Annotated in this window: 19 protein-coding genes and 1 riboswitch; of the genes, 14 read left to right on the top strand and 5 right to left on the bottom strand. The window is 32.0% G+C overall.

The features are described from left to right. The first annotated feature begins 261 nt into the window (after positions 1 to 261). Both CD128_RS08600 and CD128_RS08595 read left to right on the top strand, forming a co-directional pair. Complete coding sequence (locus tag CD128_RS08600; protein ID WP_103329565.1) at positions 262 to 1287, top strand: LacI family DNA-binding transcriptional regulator; 1026 nt, start codon at positions 262 to 264, stop codon at positions 1285 to 1287. Next, the gene (locus CD128_RS08595) at positions 1287 to 2933 is read left to right on the top strand and encodes an alpha-glucosidase (protein WP_103329564.1); all 1647 of its coding nucleotides are present in this window, start codon (positions 1287 to 1289) and stop codon (positions 2931 to 2933) included. Before CD128_RS08600 ends, CD128_RS08595 begins: the two co-directional genes overlap by 1 nt. A 256-nt stretch (positions 2934 to 3189) precedes the next feature. On the opposite strand, the gene CD128_RS08590 is transcribed toward CD128_RS08595, so the two are convergent. Together CD128_RS08590 and zwf are read right to left on the bottom strand one after the other, a co-directional pair. Next, positions 3190 to 4053 (bottom strand): AraC family transcriptional regulator, encoded by an 864-nt coding sequence (locus tag CD128_RS08590; RefSeq protein WP_103329563.1) that lies wholly within the window; start codon positions 4051 to 4053, stop codon positions 3190 to 3192. Positions 4054 to 4245: 192 nt separating this feature from the next. Next, positions 4246 to 5733, bottom strand: coding sequence for a glucose-6-phosphate dehydrogenase (zwf, locus tag CD128_RS08585; protein WP_103329562.1), 1488 nt, complete (start codon positions 5731 to 5733; stop codon positions 4246 to 4248). Positions 5734 to 5980: 247 nt separating this feature from the next. Between zwf and rnz the strand changes: the two genes are divergently transcribed. Beyond that, a complete protein-coding gene (gene rnz / locus CD128_RS08580) occupies positions 5981 to 6901 on the top strand; it encodes a ribonuclease Z (RefSeq protein ID WP_103329561.1) in 921 nt (306 codons plus the stop codon). Positions 6902 to 6968: 67 nt separating this feature from the next. On the opposite strand, the gene proC is transcribed toward rnz, so the two are convergent. Further along, positions 6969 to 7784: a pyrroline-5-carboxylate reductase gene (proC, locus tag CD128_RS08575; protein WP_103329560.1), complete on the bottom strand. Its 816-nt coding sequence runs from the start codon at positions 7782 to 7784 to the stop codon at positions 6969 to 6971. Between the two features lie 316 nt (positions 7785 to 8100). On the opposite strand from proC, the gene CD128_RS08570 reads away from it, so the two are divergent. Continuing rightward, positions 8101 to 8856 carry an SDR family NAD(P)-dependent oxidoreductase gene (locus CD128_RS08570; RefSeq protein WP_103329559.1) on the top strand — a complete coding sequence of 252 codons (756 nt, stop codon included), beginning with the start codon at positions 8101 to 8103 and terminating at the stop codon, positions 8854 to 8856. A gap of 19 nt (positions 8857 to 8875) precedes the next feature. Next, on the top strand, positions 8876 to 9118 hold the full coding sequence (locus CD128_RS08565) for a DUF1413 domain-containing protein (RefSeq protein WP_103329558.1): 243 nt from the start codon (positions 8876 to 8878) through the stop codon (positions 9116 to 9118). Between the two features lie 61 nt (positions 9119 to 9179). On the opposite strand, the gene CD128_RS08560 is transcribed toward CD128_RS08565, so the two are convergent. Continuing rightward, on the bottom strand, positions 9180 to 10094 hold the full coding sequence (locus CD128_RS08560) for an aldo/keto reductase (protein WP_103329557.1): 915 nt from the start codon (positions 10092 to 10094) through the stop codon (positions 9180 to 9182). 81 nt (positions 10095 to 10175) lie between these two features. Between CD128_RS08560 and CD128_RS08555 the strand changes: the two genes are divergently transcribed. From CD128_RS08555 to xerD, 3 genes are all read left to right on the top strand, one after another. After that, entirely contained in the window at positions 10176 to 10718 is a 543-nt protein-coding gene (locus tag CD128_RS08555) for an NUDIX domain-containing protein (protein ID WP_103329556.1), read from the top strand. Between the two features lie 104 nt (positions 10719 to 10822). After that, a complete protein-coding gene (gene fur / locus CD128_RS08550; RefSeq protein WP_103329555.1) occupies positions 10823 to 11269 on the top strand; it encodes a ferric iron uptake transcriptional regulator in 447 nt (148 codons plus the stop codon). Positions 11270 to 11362: 93 nt separating this feature from the next. Then, entirely contained in the window at positions 11363 to 12250 is an 888-nt protein-coding gene (gene xerD / locus CD128_RS08545; RefSeq protein WP_103329554.1) for a site-specific tyrosine recombinase XerD, read from the top strand. A 31-nt stretch (positions 12251 to 12281) separates the two neighbouring features. Here the strand turns inward: xerD and CD128_RS08540 are convergent, their stop codons facing one another. Continuing rightward, a complete protein-coding gene (locus CD128_RS08540; RefSeq protein WP_103329553.1) occupies positions 12282 to 12788 on the bottom strand; it encodes a DUF309 domain-containing protein in 507 nt (168 codons plus the stop codon). Positions 12789 to 12882: 94 nt separating this feature from the next. On the opposite strand from CD128_RS08540, the gene CD128_RS08535 reads away from it, so the two are divergent. The 6 genes from CD128_RS08535 to CD128_RS08510 all read left to right on the top strand — a co-directional run. After that, positions 12883 to 13614 carry a segregation and condensation protein A gene (locus tag CD128_RS08535; RefSeq protein ID WP_103329552.1) on the top strand — a complete coding sequence of 244 codons (732 nt, stop codon included), beginning with the start codon at positions 12883 to 12885 and terminating at the stop codon, positions 13612 to 13614. Further along, complete coding sequence (gene scpB, locus CD128_RS08530) at positions 13607 to 14146, top strand: SMC-Scp complex subunit ScpB (protein WP_103329551.1); 540 nt, start codon at positions 13607 to 13609, stop codon at positions 14144 to 14146. Before CD128_RS08535 ends, scpB begins: the two co-directional genes overlap by 8 nt. Further along, positions 14143 to 14880: a pseudouridine synthase gene (locus tag CD128_RS08525; protein WP_103329550.1), complete on the top strand. Its 738-nt coding sequence runs from the start codon at positions 14143 to 14145 to the stop codon at positions 14878 to 14880. Before scpB ends, CD128_RS08525 begins: the two co-directional genes overlap by 4 nt. Before the next feature lie 150 nt (positions 14881 to 15030). Beyond that, positions 15031 to 15756: a response regulator gene (locus tag CD128_RS08520; RefSeq protein WP_103329549.1), complete on the top strand. Its 726-nt coding sequence runs from the start codon at positions 15031 to 15033 to the stop codon at positions 15754 to 15756. Beyond that, positions 15737 to 17491: an ATP-binding protein gene (locus CD128_RS08515; protein ID WP_103329548.1), complete on the top strand. Its 1755-nt coding sequence runs from the start codon at positions 15737 to 15739 to the stop codon at positions 17489 to 17491. Before CD128_RS08520 ends, CD128_RS08515 begins: the two co-directional genes overlap by 20 nt. A gap of 127 nt (positions 17492 to 17618) precedes the next feature. Continuing rightward, positions 17619 to 17745, top strand: a riboswitch (FMN riboswitch). Positions 17746 to 17809: 64 nt separating this feature from the next. Further along, on the top strand, positions 17810 to 18355 hold a 546-nt coding region (locus CD128_RS08510), incomplete at its 3' end, for an ECF transporter S component (RefSeq protein WP_103329547.1).

The raw sequence follows: 18355 nt of genomic DNA, 5'->3' as shown, positions 1-18355 counted from the left end.
TTGCCTCAACAACAAAAAAAGAGATTAAACAACCTAAGGTTGCTTAATCTCAATATTAGGACTCATCAGTCCGATTTGACGTAGAGCCAAAAATTAATATATTTTGATGAAGTAGTACCCATTCAAGTTACTGCTTCATTTTTATGATAATTTATGCAATCGTTTGCACAAAATGATTGACTTCTTATTAATATATTTTTAAGATAAGTGTATAGCTTATTTGTAAGCGCTTACTCATTTTGAAAGAAAGTGTGGTTTCTCATGAGGACAACCATTAAAGATGTAGCTTCTGAGGCGAATGTATCTATATCGACCGTATCAAGAGTGATTCAAAACAATCCTAAGATCACTGAAGCAACTGCAAACAGGGTTAGAGAAGCGATGGATAAATTAGGATATATTCCAAACCAAGCTGCTCGCACATTAATTACAAATAAAACCTTAACAATTGGTTTAATTATTAAAAGTTCTTCCTCAGATGTAAGGCAAAATCCATTCAATAGTGATGTGTTAAATGGCATTCACCAAGAATGTAATCGTCATGGCTATTCAACAAAGATGACAGTTTCAGAACAACTAAATGAGCTATTTACTGAGGTCAAACAAATGATTCAATCACGTAGTGTAGATGCTTTTATACTCTTATATTCTAAAAAGAATGATGAAATTGAAAGACTTCTTCATGAACATAGCCTTCCTTATATAGTAGTTGGTAAACCACTTAACTACGATGACGTAATTCACATTGATAATGATAATATTAACGCTGCTCAACTATTAACACAGTATTTATATGATTTAGGCCATAAACATATACTCTTTCTCAAAGAGTCAGGTAATTTTGCGGTAACGAATGATAGGGAACTTGGTTTCAAAAATATTTGTGAAGAATTTAAAATTCAATATGCAGTAGAAGAAGCTGGATCGCGACAATCAATACATAAGATTGTTGAACGCTATTGCATCGAAGATAATGCGCTTAAACCTAGTGTGATTATCACTTCTGATGCAATGTTAAACCTACAAGTACTTAGTGTTTTATATGATTATAAACTTAAAATACCTGATACTATTCAAACTTGTACTTTTAACACTTCTTATTTGACTGAAAATGCAGCACCGCCACAAACTAGCGTATGCATTAGCCCTGACTTGTTAGGTAAAGAAGCTGGCGTAACAATAATTAATTTATTACAAGGTTTGCCTGTTTCATTTTCAAAAAAAGAAATAGAAACACATTTAGAAATTAGACAATCAACTAAAAAAATAGCAAAGGAGAATGAATAATGATTAAAAATTGGTGGAAAGAAGCAGTAGCGTATCAAGTTTATCCAAGAAGCTTCAATGACAGTAATAATGATGGGATTGGCGATTTACCAGGTGTTATTGAAAAGTTAGATTACTTAAAAGACTTGGGTATTGATGTGATTTGGCTAAGTCCTATGTATCAATCACCAAATGATGATAATGGTTATGACATTAGTGATTATCAAGACATTATGGATGAATTTGGCACAATGGAAGATTTCGATCGTTTATTGGAAGGTGTGCACGAGAGAGGAATGAAACTCATCCTGGATTTAGTGGTAAATCATACGTCAGATGAGCATCCCTGGTTTATTGAGTCGAAATCAAGCAAAGATAATCCTAAAAGAGATTGGTATATTTGGGCAGACCCTAAACCTGATGGCTCTGAACCTAATAATTGGGAAAGCATCTTTAATGGTTCGACTTGGCAGTTTGATGAAGTCACAGATCAATATTATTTCCACTTATTTAGTAAAAAACAACCTGATTTAAATTGGGATAACAAAGAAGTGCGAGAAGCTGTATTTGATATGATGAATTGGTGGTTTGAAAAAGGTATCGACGGTTTCCGAGTAGATGCAATTACGCACATTAAGAAAACATTTGAAGCCGGTGATTTACCAGTACCAAAAGGGAAGAAATATGCACCAGCATTTGATGTAGATATGAATCAACCTGGTATTCAAGAATGGTTGCAAGAAATGAAGGATGAATCTCTTTCTAAGTATGACATTATGACTGTAGGGGAAGCGAATGGTGTTAATCCTGATAATGCAGAAGAGTGGGTTGGAGAAGATAAAGGTAAATTTAATATGATATTCCAATTCGAGCATTTAGGGTTATGGAGTACAGGAGATTCGCAGTTTAATGTAAAAGCTTATAAAGATGTTTTAAATCGTTGGCAAAAGCAATTAGAGAATGTAGGTTGGAACGCTTTATTTATTGAAAATCATGATCAACCTCGAAGAGTCTCTACGTGGGGCAATGATAAAGAATATTGGTATGAATCTGCTACTAGCCATGCAGCAGTTTATTTCTTACAGCAAGGAACGCCATTTATTTATCAAGGACAAGAAATTGGTATGACAAACTATCCGTTTGAAAGTATCGAAACCTTTAATGATGTTGCGGTTAAAAACGAGTATCAAATTGTAAAAGAACAAGGCGGAGACGTTAATCAATTATTAGATAAATATAGAATGGAAAATCGTGATAATTCACGTACGCCAATGCAATGGGAGGATTCTACTAATGGTGGGTTTACTGAAGGTGAACCATGGTTCCCAGTCAATCCAAATTATAAAGAAATCAATGTAGAACAACAATTAAAAGATGAGAAATCGGTACTTAATTTTTATAAACAATTAATTCAATTGAAGAAATCAAACGATATTTACACTTATGGACAATTTGATTTAGTTGATGAAGATAATGAAAATGTGTTTTCTTATACACGTAAATTAGATGGTAAAACAGTAGTCGTGGCAGGGAATTTAACAGATAAATCTACACGATTATCACTACCATTTGAGGTGGATAGAGAAGCAATAAAATTACACAACTATGATAGTTCTCTAGACGTAGCATCTCTCAAACCATTCGAAGCTTTTGTAGCTGAAATATAAGTAGTGGTATAGTTGTGTTATTTGCGCAATGATTACGTACACGTAATAATAAAAAAAATAGGCGATATTCATCATCACCTAAAAAATCCCCTCACTACTCGCAATAGTGAGGGGATTGGTTCATAAAATGCACGAAGCTCTTGTTGATTAAATTATAATACTAGAGCATCAAGTAATGCATAAAGTTTATAAAACGAATTGAGATTTATGAATTGTAACTAGTAATTTATTAATCGAGCTTATCTTATTCAATAATTTATATGTCGTAATTTTCTTGTTTAATAGGTAACCAAAGTTGAATTTTAGTGAATGGGTCCTCAAATGAGAAATCAAAAGGATAAATTTCTACATACAAGCTATCTCGTTCATATGGTAAAGTGAGTTGCAAACTTGATTCTATATAATACCAAGCCTCATTAACTGCATAATCAATTTCGCCTTTTAAATTGAATTTAGCATAATGTCTACCCGGTAACAATCTACTTTCTAAATGTGCTGGGTAGCGTTCACTTGGAACGCCGACAAATATTTCTACACCTTCATCTAACGGGCAAGTAATGACAAATATCTCATAAGGGCTTATATTATTATATCTTTTCAATTCTTTTAATCTACCATCGTTGAATAAATCTTCTAAAAAATCAGGGACTTTATAGGGGTTAGATAAGTTATCCGCTTCAACAAATCGAGCATATCCAACTAATGGTATATCATCAGTAGTATCTAATCTATATGGATAGGGTGCACGTTCAGTAGTCGTTAATTTAATATACAGTCGTTCTTGCAGTTTTAACTCATCTTTTTTTGCAGATGCTTGAATCGGTGAGATACCATGAAAATCACTAAAATCATTAGCAAATTCGTTCGAACTCGTATAATTGTATTTTTTAGCTACATCAACTAATCTTGAAGCACTTAGCATCATTTCTCTAGCTGCTGCAGTCATTTTTCTAGCATGTGCATAACTCTCTGGTGATTGTCCTACAATCATTTTAAATGATTGATCTAGATGGTAAGGAGAAAGACCAACGTAATCACTTAAATCTTGCAAATTAAACGGCTCTAATAAACGATCCTCAATATATACGATTGCCTGTTGTATCTGCTTGATAACGTCCAAAACTTTCACTCCAATAATTTTACAATCAATTAATACATATTTTACCTTATTTTATAAAAATATACATCTTAACGTGTGCTATCTTTAAAAACTTTTTCAAAAATAATTGAAAAAGGACAGAATATGAGTTTAAACCATTCAGATTTAAACATCATATTGTGTCCTCCTTAAAAACAATATAGCTGTTTCGTTCTATTGAATATCGTCCCACCAATGATTTCCATCGCGACTTAATAATAAATCACTTTCTAATGGGCCATTAGTACCAGATTGATAATTAGGGAAGCATGATGGTTCATTCATCGTCCATTCGTCTTGAATGATATCAACAAATTTCCAAGTTGATTTTAATTCTTCCCAGTGAGTAAAGTTAGTCGCATCACCTTTAAGGCAATCAAATAATAGGTTCTCATATGCGTCTACCGTGTTCATTTTATCTTGAGCACTTAATGCATAGGATAATTGTACAGGTTCAGTATCAATGCCTTGAATGTTTTTCTTAGCATTTAAATGAAGTGAGATGCCTTCATTTGGTTGAATATTAATCACTAGTAAATTAGAATCAAGTAATTTATCAGTTTGATAGTATAAATTCATAGGAACTTCTTTGAATTCTACTACAACTTGAATTGTTTTAGACTTCATACGTTTACCTGTTCTAATATAGAATGGCACGCCAGCCCAACGGAAATTATCAATAGTTAGACGACCTGAAACAAACGTAGGTGTATTTGAATCTTCAGCCACGCGGTCTTCTTCACGATAAGCTTTTACTTCTTCACCATTTATATAACCTCTATCGTATTGTCCACGTACAAAGTTCTTTTTCACTTCTTCAGGTTTTAATTGTCTAAGTGATTTTAATACTTTAACTTTTTCAGCACGGATATCTTCACTCTTAAGACTAATAGGGGCTTCCATAGCTAATAATGCAACCATTTGTAACATATGGTTTTGTACCATATCTTTTAATGCGCCACTTGATTCATAGTAGCCACCACGATCTTCAACCCCAAGTATTTCAGAAGATGTGACTTGGATATTAGAAATGTATTTATTATTCCATAATGGTTCAAACATGGCGTTAGAAAAACGTAAAACCTCAATATTTTGCACCATATCTTTACCAAGGTAATGGTCAATACGATAAATTTCTTCTTCTTTGAATGATTGACGAAGTTGATTGTTTAATTGTTCAGCTGATTTTAAGTCGCTACCAAATGGTTTCTCGATAACAAGACGTTTAAAGCCATTTGTTTCAGTAAGACCAGATGATTTTAAGTAATCAGAAATAATACCAAAGAATTGAGGTGCCATCGCTAAGTAGAATAAGCGATTACCTTTTAATTGATATTGAGTATCTAACTGATTAGAAAAATCTAATAAATTATGATAACTTTGTTCATCACTAACATCATGTTTGAAGTAATAAACATGTTCCATAAATTCATCAATTTGAGTAGTATCTTCAACATGTGATTGAATAGATGCTTTCACTTGTTCACGGAAAATTTCATTAGTGTAATCTCGACGTCCAATTCCTATAATAGCAATATGTTCATCTAAATTATCTTGTTGGAATAAGTGGAATAAAGACGGAAATAACTTTCTATGACTTAAATCTCCAGTAGCACCGAAGATAGTAATTAAACAAGGGATATGTTTCGTTTGTTTACTCAAGTTCAAAACCTCAATTCTTTAATTGCTATGATTTATTTATTATAAAATAAATTAATAGTACTTCCTATATTTTTGCTTTAGAGCGATACTATAATTCAAATTTACATCCAAAATGAATGACACGCAATTTAATATAATATAAATATCATTATACCTTAAATCGTTTCATTTTTATTTATTTTATTTCTCATTATAACAATTACTTCTACATATGATAAAATATATTGAAGAAAAAGGAGGCATATGCATGGAAGTTACATTTTTCGGAACGAGTGCGGGTTTACCGACTAAAGAAAGAAACACTCAATCCATCGCTTTAAATCTTGAGCCATATTCAAACGCGATTTGGCTTTTTGATGTTGGCGAAGGCACTCAACATCAAATCTTAAATCATTCTATTAAGCTAGGTAAAGTAGATCACATATTTATCACGCATATGCACGGCGATCATATCTTTGGCTTACCTGGATTATTGACTAGTCGTTCCTTCCAAGGTGGAGAAGATAAGCCTCTTACTATTATTGGACCTAAAGGTATACGAGCGTACATCGAGTCTTCACTTAAATTATCAGAGTCTCATTTAAATTATCCAACTACATTTATTGAGATTGATAATAATTTTACATATCATCACAAAGGTTTTTCGGTATCAGCTAAGTTATTAAATCATGGCATACCTTCTTATGGTTATCGCATTGAATCACCAACGACACCAGGCACTATTGATGTGCAAGCCTTGAAAGCAATTGGCTTAGAACCAGGGCCTAAATATCAAGAAGTTAAAATGTATGATACCTTTGAACACAATGGCCAAGTATTTAATTCTGATGATTTCAAAGGGCCTGCAAAACCTGGTCCGATTATATCAATTTTTGGTGATACTAAACCTTGTAAAAATGAAATGATCATTGCACAAGATTCAGAAGTAATGATTCACGAAGCAACCTATATTGAAGGGGACAAAACGTTAGCCAACAACTATCATCATAGTCATATTGATGATGTTTTCACATTAATAAAACAAGCAAATGTAAGCAGAAGTTTAATTACGCATTTAAGTAATCGCTATAACTATGAGGATATCGATAAAATAAAATCTGAGTTAAAACAGTTAGAAGATACACCAAACTTTGAATTCGTTAAAGACTTTGAAACCTATAAAATTTAGATGTTGTATTTGAAAAAACCCTATCCATATAATACGAGTGGATAGGGTTTTTCAATGAGTTTTGGTATTAATCATTTTCGTTTTTAGAAAGTTCCATACTTCTTTCAACAGCAGCGTTTAAGCAGTCTTCAAATATGCCTTTAATATCGTGTTGTGCTAATGCATCTAAACCTGCTTGAGTTGTACCACCTTTAGAGGTAATGTTTTTACGTAATTGTTCCATGCTTAAATCAGAACGTTCTATCATTTTACTTGTGCCAATAATTAAGTTTTTGATCGATTCTTCAACTTGACCTTTTTCAAGACCTAATTCAGTGCCAGCTTTAACATATTGTTCAAATACATGATATAAGAAAGCAGGACCGCTTCCAGTAATGGCTGTCACTTGATGTAAGTGATCTTCATCTACCTCGATAACTGAACCGAATGCGTTTACTAATTCGATGACCTCATCTTTAGATTTAGGCCCAAAGTTTCCTGAAAAGCTTATTCCTGTTACTGAGTGTCCAACTTGCGCATTTGTGTTTGGCATAATACGTGCAATAGGATTTGTTACTTGAAGTTGTTCATGAATATAGTTAATCGGTAAACCAGCCATAATGGAAATAAATCGATTTTCATCTGTAATATGCGGTTGAATTCGTTTAGCAACTTCATCAAAATCGTAAGGTTTAGTTCCTAAAAATACATAATCCGCATCTTTTAATAATGATTCATCATCATAACTGTATTCCACACCTAACTCTTCAGCAAATTGCTTAAGTCTCTCTTCATTGGATTTGTTAGTTAGATAAATATCATTTGAATTAAGCGTTTTAGAATTGATAATTCCTTTAAAAATCGCTTGTGCCATATTACCAGCACCATAAAATACTAATTTCATTAACAACATCACCCTCACATTAATTTTTGTACCACCATAGTAACATATAAGTGATGCTTATTTTTAAAATAAAAATTTAGCATCACTATACACATGAGCTTTAGCTCAGGTGTTCCTCTACATGAACTCTTTTTTATAAAAAGTTAGTTCGACTATACTCATAAGCTTCAGCTTAGGTGATCCTCTAAAAGAATTTAGTTTTTAAAATATAGTATTTCTCACTAACATTAAACATCTTCTAAAATTCCGATTTATTTATAAATAGGTGAAAATAAGTTACTATAAAAACAAAGTTTAAAAAGGGGCTCGAAGAAATATGATTGGTCAGCATTACATTGTCACTGGAGGCACAAGTGGACTAGGATTAGAAATAGTGAAACAGTTATTAAAAAAAGGGGCTTTTGTTACAGTAATTGCTCGAGATAAAGACAAGTTTAATAATATTTATTTTGGGTCTTATCAATCTAAAGTTTCAATGATTCATTGCGACTTACAAGATAGGGAAGCTATCGCTAATATAGACTCTAGCATCAAATTACCAATTAATGGACTCATTTACAGTTCAGGTTTAGGTTATTTTAAATCTGTTGTTCATCATACTGCTAACGAAATGATTGAAACTTACGATGTAAACTTGATTAGTTTCAATTTACTATATAATGTTTTACGACCTTATTTTTCTAAAAGTGCAACTATCGTAGGTGTTTCAAGTCAGGCTGCTTTCGTTACGCAAGCCAATGCAGCACATTATGGTGCTTCTAAAGTTGCACTTAATGCTATTTTAAATGCTTTACGTCTTGAAGAACCGCAATTACATTTTATGGCAGTAAATGCTGGTCCAATCAAAACGCCTTTCCATGAAAAGGCTGATCCAAGTTTAAAATATGCGCAAAAATATGAACCCATTATGATTGACCCTCAACAATTAGCTAAAGACATCGTGGAAGGCATCATTAAACAAAAAAGAGAAATTAACCAGCCAAAATGGATGCACCACTTATTAAAGATCTACCAATTGGCACCAAGAACACTTGAACAATGGTTAACGCCTTTATTTAAAAATAAAATTTAACACAAAGGTGGGAATTAATATGATTTGTTGTGTAAATAAACATGTCAAATATGCAGCTGAAAACTTGGAAACTATTTCACCACAAACTTCTTTTCAACTTAAAGATTTAGTAGGAATTTCATATTATAATTCCTTAGAAAGTAGTGAACAAGAATTTATTGAATTTAAATTTCATGAGTTGGTTTTAAGAGGGGAAATAATGAATGTAACGATAAAAAGTACATCTAATGAGGGCATATATCACTATTTAAAACAATATTAATAAAAATCGGAATAGCGCGTTTGTATGAAACGTATTGCTACTCCGATTTTTTTAAAAAATTTTATTTTGTATTTAGATGTTGAGTATACTCTAAATTTTTCACGCGTTCACGTGCTGCTTTGATACGCTCAAGGCTTACTGTTCTTTTATAATTTTTAACATTGTCTTTCAATTGTTCTACAGAACTAGCTCCGACAATGATTGAACCAAGTGCATCGTGTGAAGTTAAATATTCAAAGGAAAGGGCACTTAAATTACTTTCGACTTCTTTGATTGAAGCAATTGTTTCGCCTAATTCATGATAATCATAATCGAAGATACCATCTTTAAATTTCTTATCTAAAACATCCACGCTTTTTGAAGTTAGCAACCCTTTAAATACAGGACCACGTGCTAAAACTTTAACCTGATGAGCATGTATATCATTAAGTAATTTTTCTGGGCGATTATCAATCAAATTAAACTGAGACATAATAGTTTCAATTTCACTATGTCTTAAATAATAATCAATTACATTTGGACGAATTGAAGAAATACCATACGCTCTGATAACCCCTTCTTGTTTCAGTTCATTAAATGCACTGATTGTCTCATCTAGAGGATCATCTATTGTTCCGCCGTGTAATTGATATAAATCTAAATGGTCTAAACCTAAGCGTTGTAAAGAGCCTTTTACGCTTTCTTTTATATATTTTTTTGAAGGATCCCAAGTCGTACCGCCATCTTCAGTAGGACGGTTTCCCACTTTTGTACCAATTACAATATCATCTCTATTTTGATATTTCTTCAACGCTTTCCCAACTATTTCTTCATTAACACCGCAATCATAGATATCTGCAGTATCGAAATAAGTAATACCTTCTTCAATCGCAGTTTCAATAATTGGTTCAGCTTCTTGATAATTTGTGCCTAAACTCATACATCCTAAACCTAATTCCGAAATTTCAATGCCGCTTTTTAATATATTCTTTTGCATGTCCAATCTCCTTTCGATACACTTTAGGTAACGCATTCATCTTATCAATTTATATAAAGAATTAAAAGGGACGTGAATATAATGGAATTTAATGAAAAAACATTTGATAGAACAGTAATTTATAATGGTAAAATTATTGATTTAGAAATTCATGACGTAGAATTACCAGATGGTAAAACATCAAAGAGAGAGATCGTTAATCATAATGGGGCAGTAGCTGTTTGTGCCATTACTCCTGAAAATGAAGTATTATTAGTCAAGCAATACCGTAAACCTGTTGAAAAACCATTACTTGAAATTCCAGCTGGTAAACTTGAAGAAGATGAAGAAAGAGAAGAAGCAGCTAAACGTGAATTAGAAGAAGAAACAGGCTATATTGCTCACGACTTAAACTTTATTACTCATATGTATGGCTCGCCTGGCTTCTCTAATGAAAAATTATCAATCTATTTCTCAGACAACTTAAGTGAAGGGGAAATGAACTTAGATGAGGATGAATTTGTAGAGCTACACAAAGTGCCAATTGATAAAATCAAAGATTTACTTGATAGCGATGAAATCGAAGATGCTAAAACAATCATTGGCCTACAGTATATATTATTAAATTATAATCATTCTAAATAACAACTGTTTTTAGCTTGCCTTTTATTGAGAATATTGTTAATTTAGTAAGTGAGATATTATCACTTTAAAATGATTATAATTATTAATAGAGGAGTGTCGCTCCCATGGAAGAACGATTAAACAGAGTAAAACAACAATTACAACAATCATCTTACAAATTAACACCTCAACGTGAGGCAACGGTTCGTGTTCTAATTGAAAATGAAAAAGATCATCTTAGTGCTGAAGATGTATATTTAAAAGTTAAAGACAAAGCACCTGAAATTGGATTAGCCACTGTTTATAGAACACTAGAATTATTAGCTGAATTAAAAGTAGTAGATAAAATTAATTTCGGCGATGGGGTAGCACGCTTTGACTTGAGAAAAGAAGGCGCCAAACATTTTCATCATCACCTCGTATGTATGGAATGTGGTAAAGTAGATGAAATCCACGAAGACTTACTACCTCAAGTAGAAGAACGTGTCGAATCAGAATATAATTTTAGAATTTTAGACCATAGATTAACATTTCATGGCGTCTGTGCTAAGTGCCAAGCTAAAGGGAAATAATTTAGTTAATTTGAGCGGGTTCTAGACGTCGGAGTGAAACAAGCACTTAGAATTTGTTTCACTCCATTTTTCTATATAAATGAAGGTGGAAATATGAATACAATTATTGAAGAATATTTGAAATTTATACAAATTGAAAAAGGATTAAGTGAGAATACAATCGGCGCATATAGAAGAGATTTAGCTAAATACGAAGCTTATATGAAAGAGCATAAAATAGCGCATATTGATTTTATTGACCGACAAGTGATTCAAGAATGTCTAGGACATTTTATTGATGAAGGCGCATCATCAAAATCTATTGCTCGTTTTATCTCAACCATTCGCAGTTTTCACCAATTTGCATTACGGGAAAAATACGCAGCTAAAGATCCAACAGTATTGATTGAAACACCTAAATATGAGAAAAAATTGCCCGATGTATTAGAAGTAGAAGAAGTAGAGCAACTTCTTGAAACGCCTGATTTAAATAAAAATAATGGTTATCGCGACCGTACAATTTTAGAACTTTTATATGCTACAGGGATGCGTGTATCAGAATTAATAAATATCGAGGTTGAAGATATTAATTTAATAATGGGCTTTGTCAGAGTGTTCGGGAAAGGGAATAAAGAAAGAATTATCCCTTTAGGTGATACAGTTATTGAATTTTTAGATACTTATTTAGAAAAAGTACGTCCTCAATTATTGAAAAAGACAATAACTAATGTACTATTTCTCAATATGCATGGCCGACCTTTAACACGCCAAGGCATCTGGAAAATGATTAAACAATATGGTTTAAAAGCTAACATCAATAAAACATTGACGCCTCACACGCTTCGTCATTCATTTGCTACACATTTACTTGAAAACGGAGCTGATTTACGAGCAGTACAGGAAATGTTAGGTCATTCAGATATCTCAACAACCCAACTTTATACACACGTTTCGAAATCTCAAATACGTCAAATGTATAATCAGTTCCATCCAAGAGCTTAAATATTGTAATAATAAAGAAGTATAATGAATTTTATATTTCTTTATTTTTTTTATTTAAAAGGGCTTGTTGTCTGGCAGCAATTACTTCACTACGATCTCTACGTAAGTGGTGATGTACGATATAATCATCTTTGACTATAAATTTATTAAATTCATAATCCGGCATTTCTGTATAGATTTTATTTTCAAATTGCTTGTTAATAGGTAATTTTACAGGAGTAAAATGTTCGTGTTGTTTAATTTTTTCAATTTGAGTGTTTAATAATGCTTCATATTTCTCTTCATATAAACCAACACTAGATTTATCCTTAGCATTTTGAAATGTAGTTAATGCCTTTTTATAACTTTTTAATGCTCCAATATAATTTTCTCTTCTATAATGATACATAGCAGTGGTAAACAATATAAGGCTTACAATTGCATCATTTTTAGAAAAATTAGGTTTAGCTTTCCAAGCATCTTCTAAAATATCATGACATAAGAAATAGTGTTGATGCTTATGAAATTGATAATAAAAATCGATTAATGCTCGTTCCATTCTAATTCAACCTCAATTTAAATGTTTATGATATTCATGCTATAATACTTTAGTAAATTATGCACGACAGAGAATTAATATAAGGACGATAATTATGTATGAAGTTAAGTTAGATGCCTTTAATGGCCCTCTAGATTTATTATTACATTTAATACAAAAGTACGAAATTGATATTTACGATATACCAATGAAAGCCTTAACAGAACAGTATATGCAATATGTACATGCAATGAAACAATTAGAAATCAATGTAGCAAGTGAATATTTAGTTATGGCTTCAGAACTCCTAATGATTAAAAGTAAATTATTATTACCTCAACATGAAACAGTAGATGAGTTAGAAGAGGATCCACGTGAAGACTTGGTGGGAAGATTAATTGAATATCAAAATTATAAAGAATATACGATGTTATTAAATGCCAAAAAAGAAGAACGCGAATTATACTTTACTAAACATCCTACCGATTTATCCCATCTTGAAAAAGACACAACTTGGGATAGTAACCAAACGATTGATTTAACACATTTAATTGTTGCTTATCAACGTGTAAAAAATAGAGTGGCTTTGAATACACCAAAAACAGTAGAAATTACAAAAGAATCTTTCACAATACAGCAAGCTACTGAAAAAGTATCACAACATTTACTAAGTAAATCTTCATTAAACTTCTTTAGCTTATTTACATTTAATGAACCTATTGAACATGTAGTGACACATTTTTTAGCTATTTTAGAAATGTCAAAAGCAGGTTTAATCAACATAGAGCAGTCTAAAAGTTTTGACGATATTAACATCATTAGAGGAGTGAATTTCAACATTGGATAATATAGGTATTTTAGAAGCATTATTATATACAGCAGGCGATGAAGGTCTTGAAGCTTCTCAATTAGCTGAAATTCTGGATATCGATTTACATGCTTTATCTGATCTTATTGAGTCATATCATTCAGAAGGACTTGCTATCCAAAAATATGGAAACATTTATATTTTAACTTCAAAAAAAGAAGCCGCTTCATATATAGAACAGTTAGTAGAACAAAAATCTAACATGAAACTTTCACAAGCTGCTATGGAAACTTTATCTATTATTGCTTATAATCAACCTTTAACTAGAAGTGACATAGAATTAATTAGAGGAATCAATTCTGATGGTGCTGTTCGTACGCTTATTGCACGTGGGTTAATAGAAGCTAAAGATAATGAACAATCGCGAAGCCATCTTTTAAATACGACTGATTTATTTTTAAATGTATTTGGACTTGAAAAAATTGAAGATTTACCAACTACCGAGGAAGATGAAGAAGAAATGGAAGATTTCTTCAGTAACCTTGTAAATCAAAAAGGAGACTCAAAATGAGCAAAGAATTAGAAAGATTACAAAAAAGAATTGCTAATAGTGGTTATACGTCACGAAGAAAAGCTGAAACTTTAATTGCTGATGGAAAAGTAAAAGTAAATGGGGAAGTAGTAACAGAACTAGGTACAAAAGTGAAACCCTCCGATACAGTAGAAGTTGAAGGCATAAAAATTGAACAAGAAGATAAAATGTATATCTTATTTTATAAACCAACTCAAGTTATTACGAGCGTTTCAGATGATAGAGGACGTACAGTAGTAACTGATTATTTCGATGATTTAGAAACACGTATATATCCAGTTGGTCGCTTAGATTATGATACCTCTGGATTATTATTGCTAACGAATGATGGGGAATTCACTAACTTAATGACGCATCCAAGATACCATATTCAAAAAAAATATGTAGCGAAGTTAAAAGGATATCTAATGCGTGAAGAAGTAAAAGCATTGGAACACGGTATTGAACTTGAAGATGGCTTCACACAACCAGCACAAGTTAAAGTTAAAAAACAAGATAAAGAGAAGAATACGACACTAGTAGAAATTACTATTAGTGAAGGACGTAATAGACAAGTAAGACGTATGTTCGAACATTTTGGTCATAAAGTGGATAAGTTAACTAGAATTGAATTTGGAAATTTAAATCTTAAAGGCTTAAACGCCGGTGAAGGAAGAGTGCTAACACCTCATGAAGTTAAAGTGTTAAGACACATGGCTGAAAACGGAAAATAAAATAATTATTATTTAAATATCAAATGAAATTAATTGCAGGTAATTTCATTTGATATTTTTTTCACAATATGGACGACAAATTAGAGATTTGAATAGGGCTATGTGCTATAATATAAAGAGTAAGAGCATGTGTAGGAGGTAGAGAGCAAAATGACGAATGAAATTTTAATTGTAGACGATGAAGATAGAATTAGAAGATTATTGAAACTCTATTTAGAAAGAGAATCGTTTACTATCCATGAAGCAAGTGACGGTAAAGAGGCTTATGATCTTGCTATGGAAAATGACTATGCGTGCATTTTATTGGACTTAATGCTTCCAGAAATGGATGGAATTGAAATGGCATCTAAATTGCGTGAGCATAAAGATACACCGATTATTATGCTTACAGCTAAAGGAGAAGAAACGAATAGAGTTGAAGGTTTTGAATCAGGTGCAGATGATTATATCGTTAAACCATTTTCTCCTAGAGAAGTTGTCTTAAGAGTTAAAGCATTATTACGCAGAACTCAATCTTCTAAACCTGAACAAAGTGAACCTCACGCAAGAGATATTATTGAATTTAATCACTTAGTTATTGATAATGACGCTCATAGAGTGTTAGCCGATAACCAACAAGTTAATTTAACACCTAAAGAATATGAATTGCTTATCTATTTAGCTAAAACACCTAATAAAGTATTTGATCGTGAACAACTTCTTAAAGAGGTTTGGCATTATGAATTTTATGGAGACTTAAGAACTGTGGATACACACGTAAAACGTTTAAGAGAAAAACTAAATCGCGTTTCTGCAGATGCTGCTCATATGATTCAAACCGTTTGGGGCGTTGGTTATAAATTTGAGGTTAAAACAAGTGACGAACCGACTAAATAGTGTAGTTATAAAACTGTGGTTAACTATAATTCTTATAGTGACGACAGTTTTAATTTTATTAAGTGCTGCTTTAATCACCTTTATACAATATTACTATACTCAACAAACGGAAAATGAAATCAGATCAGATGCTTCTAGAATAAGTCATTTAGTAGAGCATGCAGATAATAAACAGTTAGCTATTGAACATAGCCAACAATTAATCGACGGCTCTGGTGGCGTAATTATTATGGCTGATAATCGTATGAAATCAGAAACGGCAAATACGCCATTAAAAAACAAGATGTTGAAAGAAATTTATAATGATAGTCATTTTAATCAAGTGTTTACTCGAGGAGAATCTGCTACTCAGAATGTGACAATTAATGATAATGGAAATTCTCGTTCATATATATTATTAGGATATCCAATGCAACCACAAGATCATAGTAAATCCAAATATAGTGGTGTGTTTATTTATCAAGATTTAAAATCAATAGAAGATACTAATAATGCAATCACCATTATAATTTTGATTACTGCCATTATTTTCTTGGCAACTTCAACTGTGTTTGCTTTCTTTTTATCAAATAAAATCACTAAACCTTTACGACAGTTGCGAACTCAAGCATTCAATGTCTCAAAAGGAGATTATTCTCAAAAGACGACCGTATCAACCAAAGACGAAATTGGAGAATTATCGCGTACTTTTAACCACATGAGTTACGAAATTCGAGAACATATTGAAGCCATTTCCACTCAACGAAATATACGTGATAGTTTAATAAATTCGATGGTAGAGGGCGTATTAGGCATAAATGATAATAGAGAAGTTATTTTATCTAATAAAATGGCAGATGACATTATCCCAACTATTGACAAATCAACCTACCAAAAAATTGAAAAACAAATTGAAGTGACATTTACATCGAAAACTACTGAATTCCAAGAATATGAATTTAATGGTAAATTTTATGTATTTATTATGAGTTATATTCCTCGTATTCAACAAGATGGACGCAGTGGTATTGTAGTTATTATTCGAGATATGACAAATGAGCACAATCTAGATCAAATGAAAAAAGACTTCATTGCTAATGTTTCTCATGAGTTACGTACGCCTATTTCATTATTACAGGGTTACACTGAGTCTATAGTAGACGGTATCGTAACAGAACCTGATGAAATTAGAGATTCACTATCAATTGTATTAGATGAAACAAAACGATTGAATCGTCTTGTTAATGAATTACTCAATGTAGCTCGTATGGATGCAGAGGGCTTAACTGTAAATAAAGAGATACAACCGATTAAGCCATTGTTATCTAAAATGCAAATGAAATATAAACAACAAGCTCATGATTTAGAAATTGATATGAATTTACTTCCAACTGTGAATGAAGAACCATGGGATTATGATGCTGACCGTATTGATCAAGTGCTAACTAATTTAATTGATAACGCTACTCGTTATACTAAACCGGGTGATAGAATCAGTATCACGACCTCAGAAGATGATAAGTATCAATTCCTGTATGTAAATGACACCGGTAGTGGTATTGCCCCTGAACATCTTGATTTAGTATTCGATAGATTTTATAAAGTTGAAGCATCAAGAACACGAGGCAAACAAGGTACTGGCCTAGGATTATTCATTTGCAAAATGATTATTGAAGAGCATGGTGGTAGTATTTCAGTAGAAAGTACATTAGGTGAAGGAACAACCTTTATTATTAAATTACCTAAACCTGAATAATCATTAGTATTACCCACTTAATCTTTATAAGAAAAAGGATTTAGTGGGTTTTTATTTTGAATTGAGCATGAGTATTGCACAAACTTTTTCCTTATTGTAATATTTAATTTAAATTAATAAATATGAAATTCATCTTCGGGGTAGGGTGAGAGTCCCGACCGGCAGTAAAATAAGCCTGCGACCCGCTTCTTTGAAGTGGCTGATTCAGTGGAAATCTGAAGCCGACAGTATAGTCTGGATGGGAGAAGATGGAGGTTTTTTGTTGTGCAAAATAATCCTCCTATTCTATGCAAGATGAATGGAAGGAGAAAATTGAATATGCAACAAAATAAACGCCTCATTACTATAAGTATGTTAAGTGCAATTGCTTTTATACTGACATTTATAAAATTTCCATTGCCTTTTTTACCGCCATACTTAACATTAGACTTTAGTGATGTGCCAACATTACTAGCTACGTTTACATTTGGCCCACTAGCAGGTGTCATAGTAGCCTTAGTGAAAAATATTTTAAACTTTATTTTTAATATGGGAGATCCTGTAGGTCCCGTTGCTAACTTTTTAGCTGGTGTGAGTTTCTTATTATCCGCTTATTATGTTAGTAAGAAAAAGTATAGTCATTCTAATCGTTCCTTAATCATTGGTTTAGCGGTTGGTACGATTGTTATGACAATTGTTCTAAGTATTTTAAATTACTTCGTTTTATTACCTTTATACGGCATGATTTTTAACTTAGGCGATGTTTTTACAAATTTAAAAATTATAATTTTATCTGGAATTATTCCTTTTAACATTACTAAAGGGATTATCATTTCAATTATTTTCATACTTTTATATAAACGTTTAAAAAGAGTACTTAAAAAG

Source organism: Staphylococcus croceilyticus, assembly GCF_002902575.1.
Taxonomy (GTDB): Bacteria; Bacillota; Bacilli; order Staphylococcales; family Staphylococcaceae; genus Staphylococcus; species Staphylococcus croceilyticus.
This window is presented reverse-complemented; position numbering and strand designations above follow the sequence as displayed.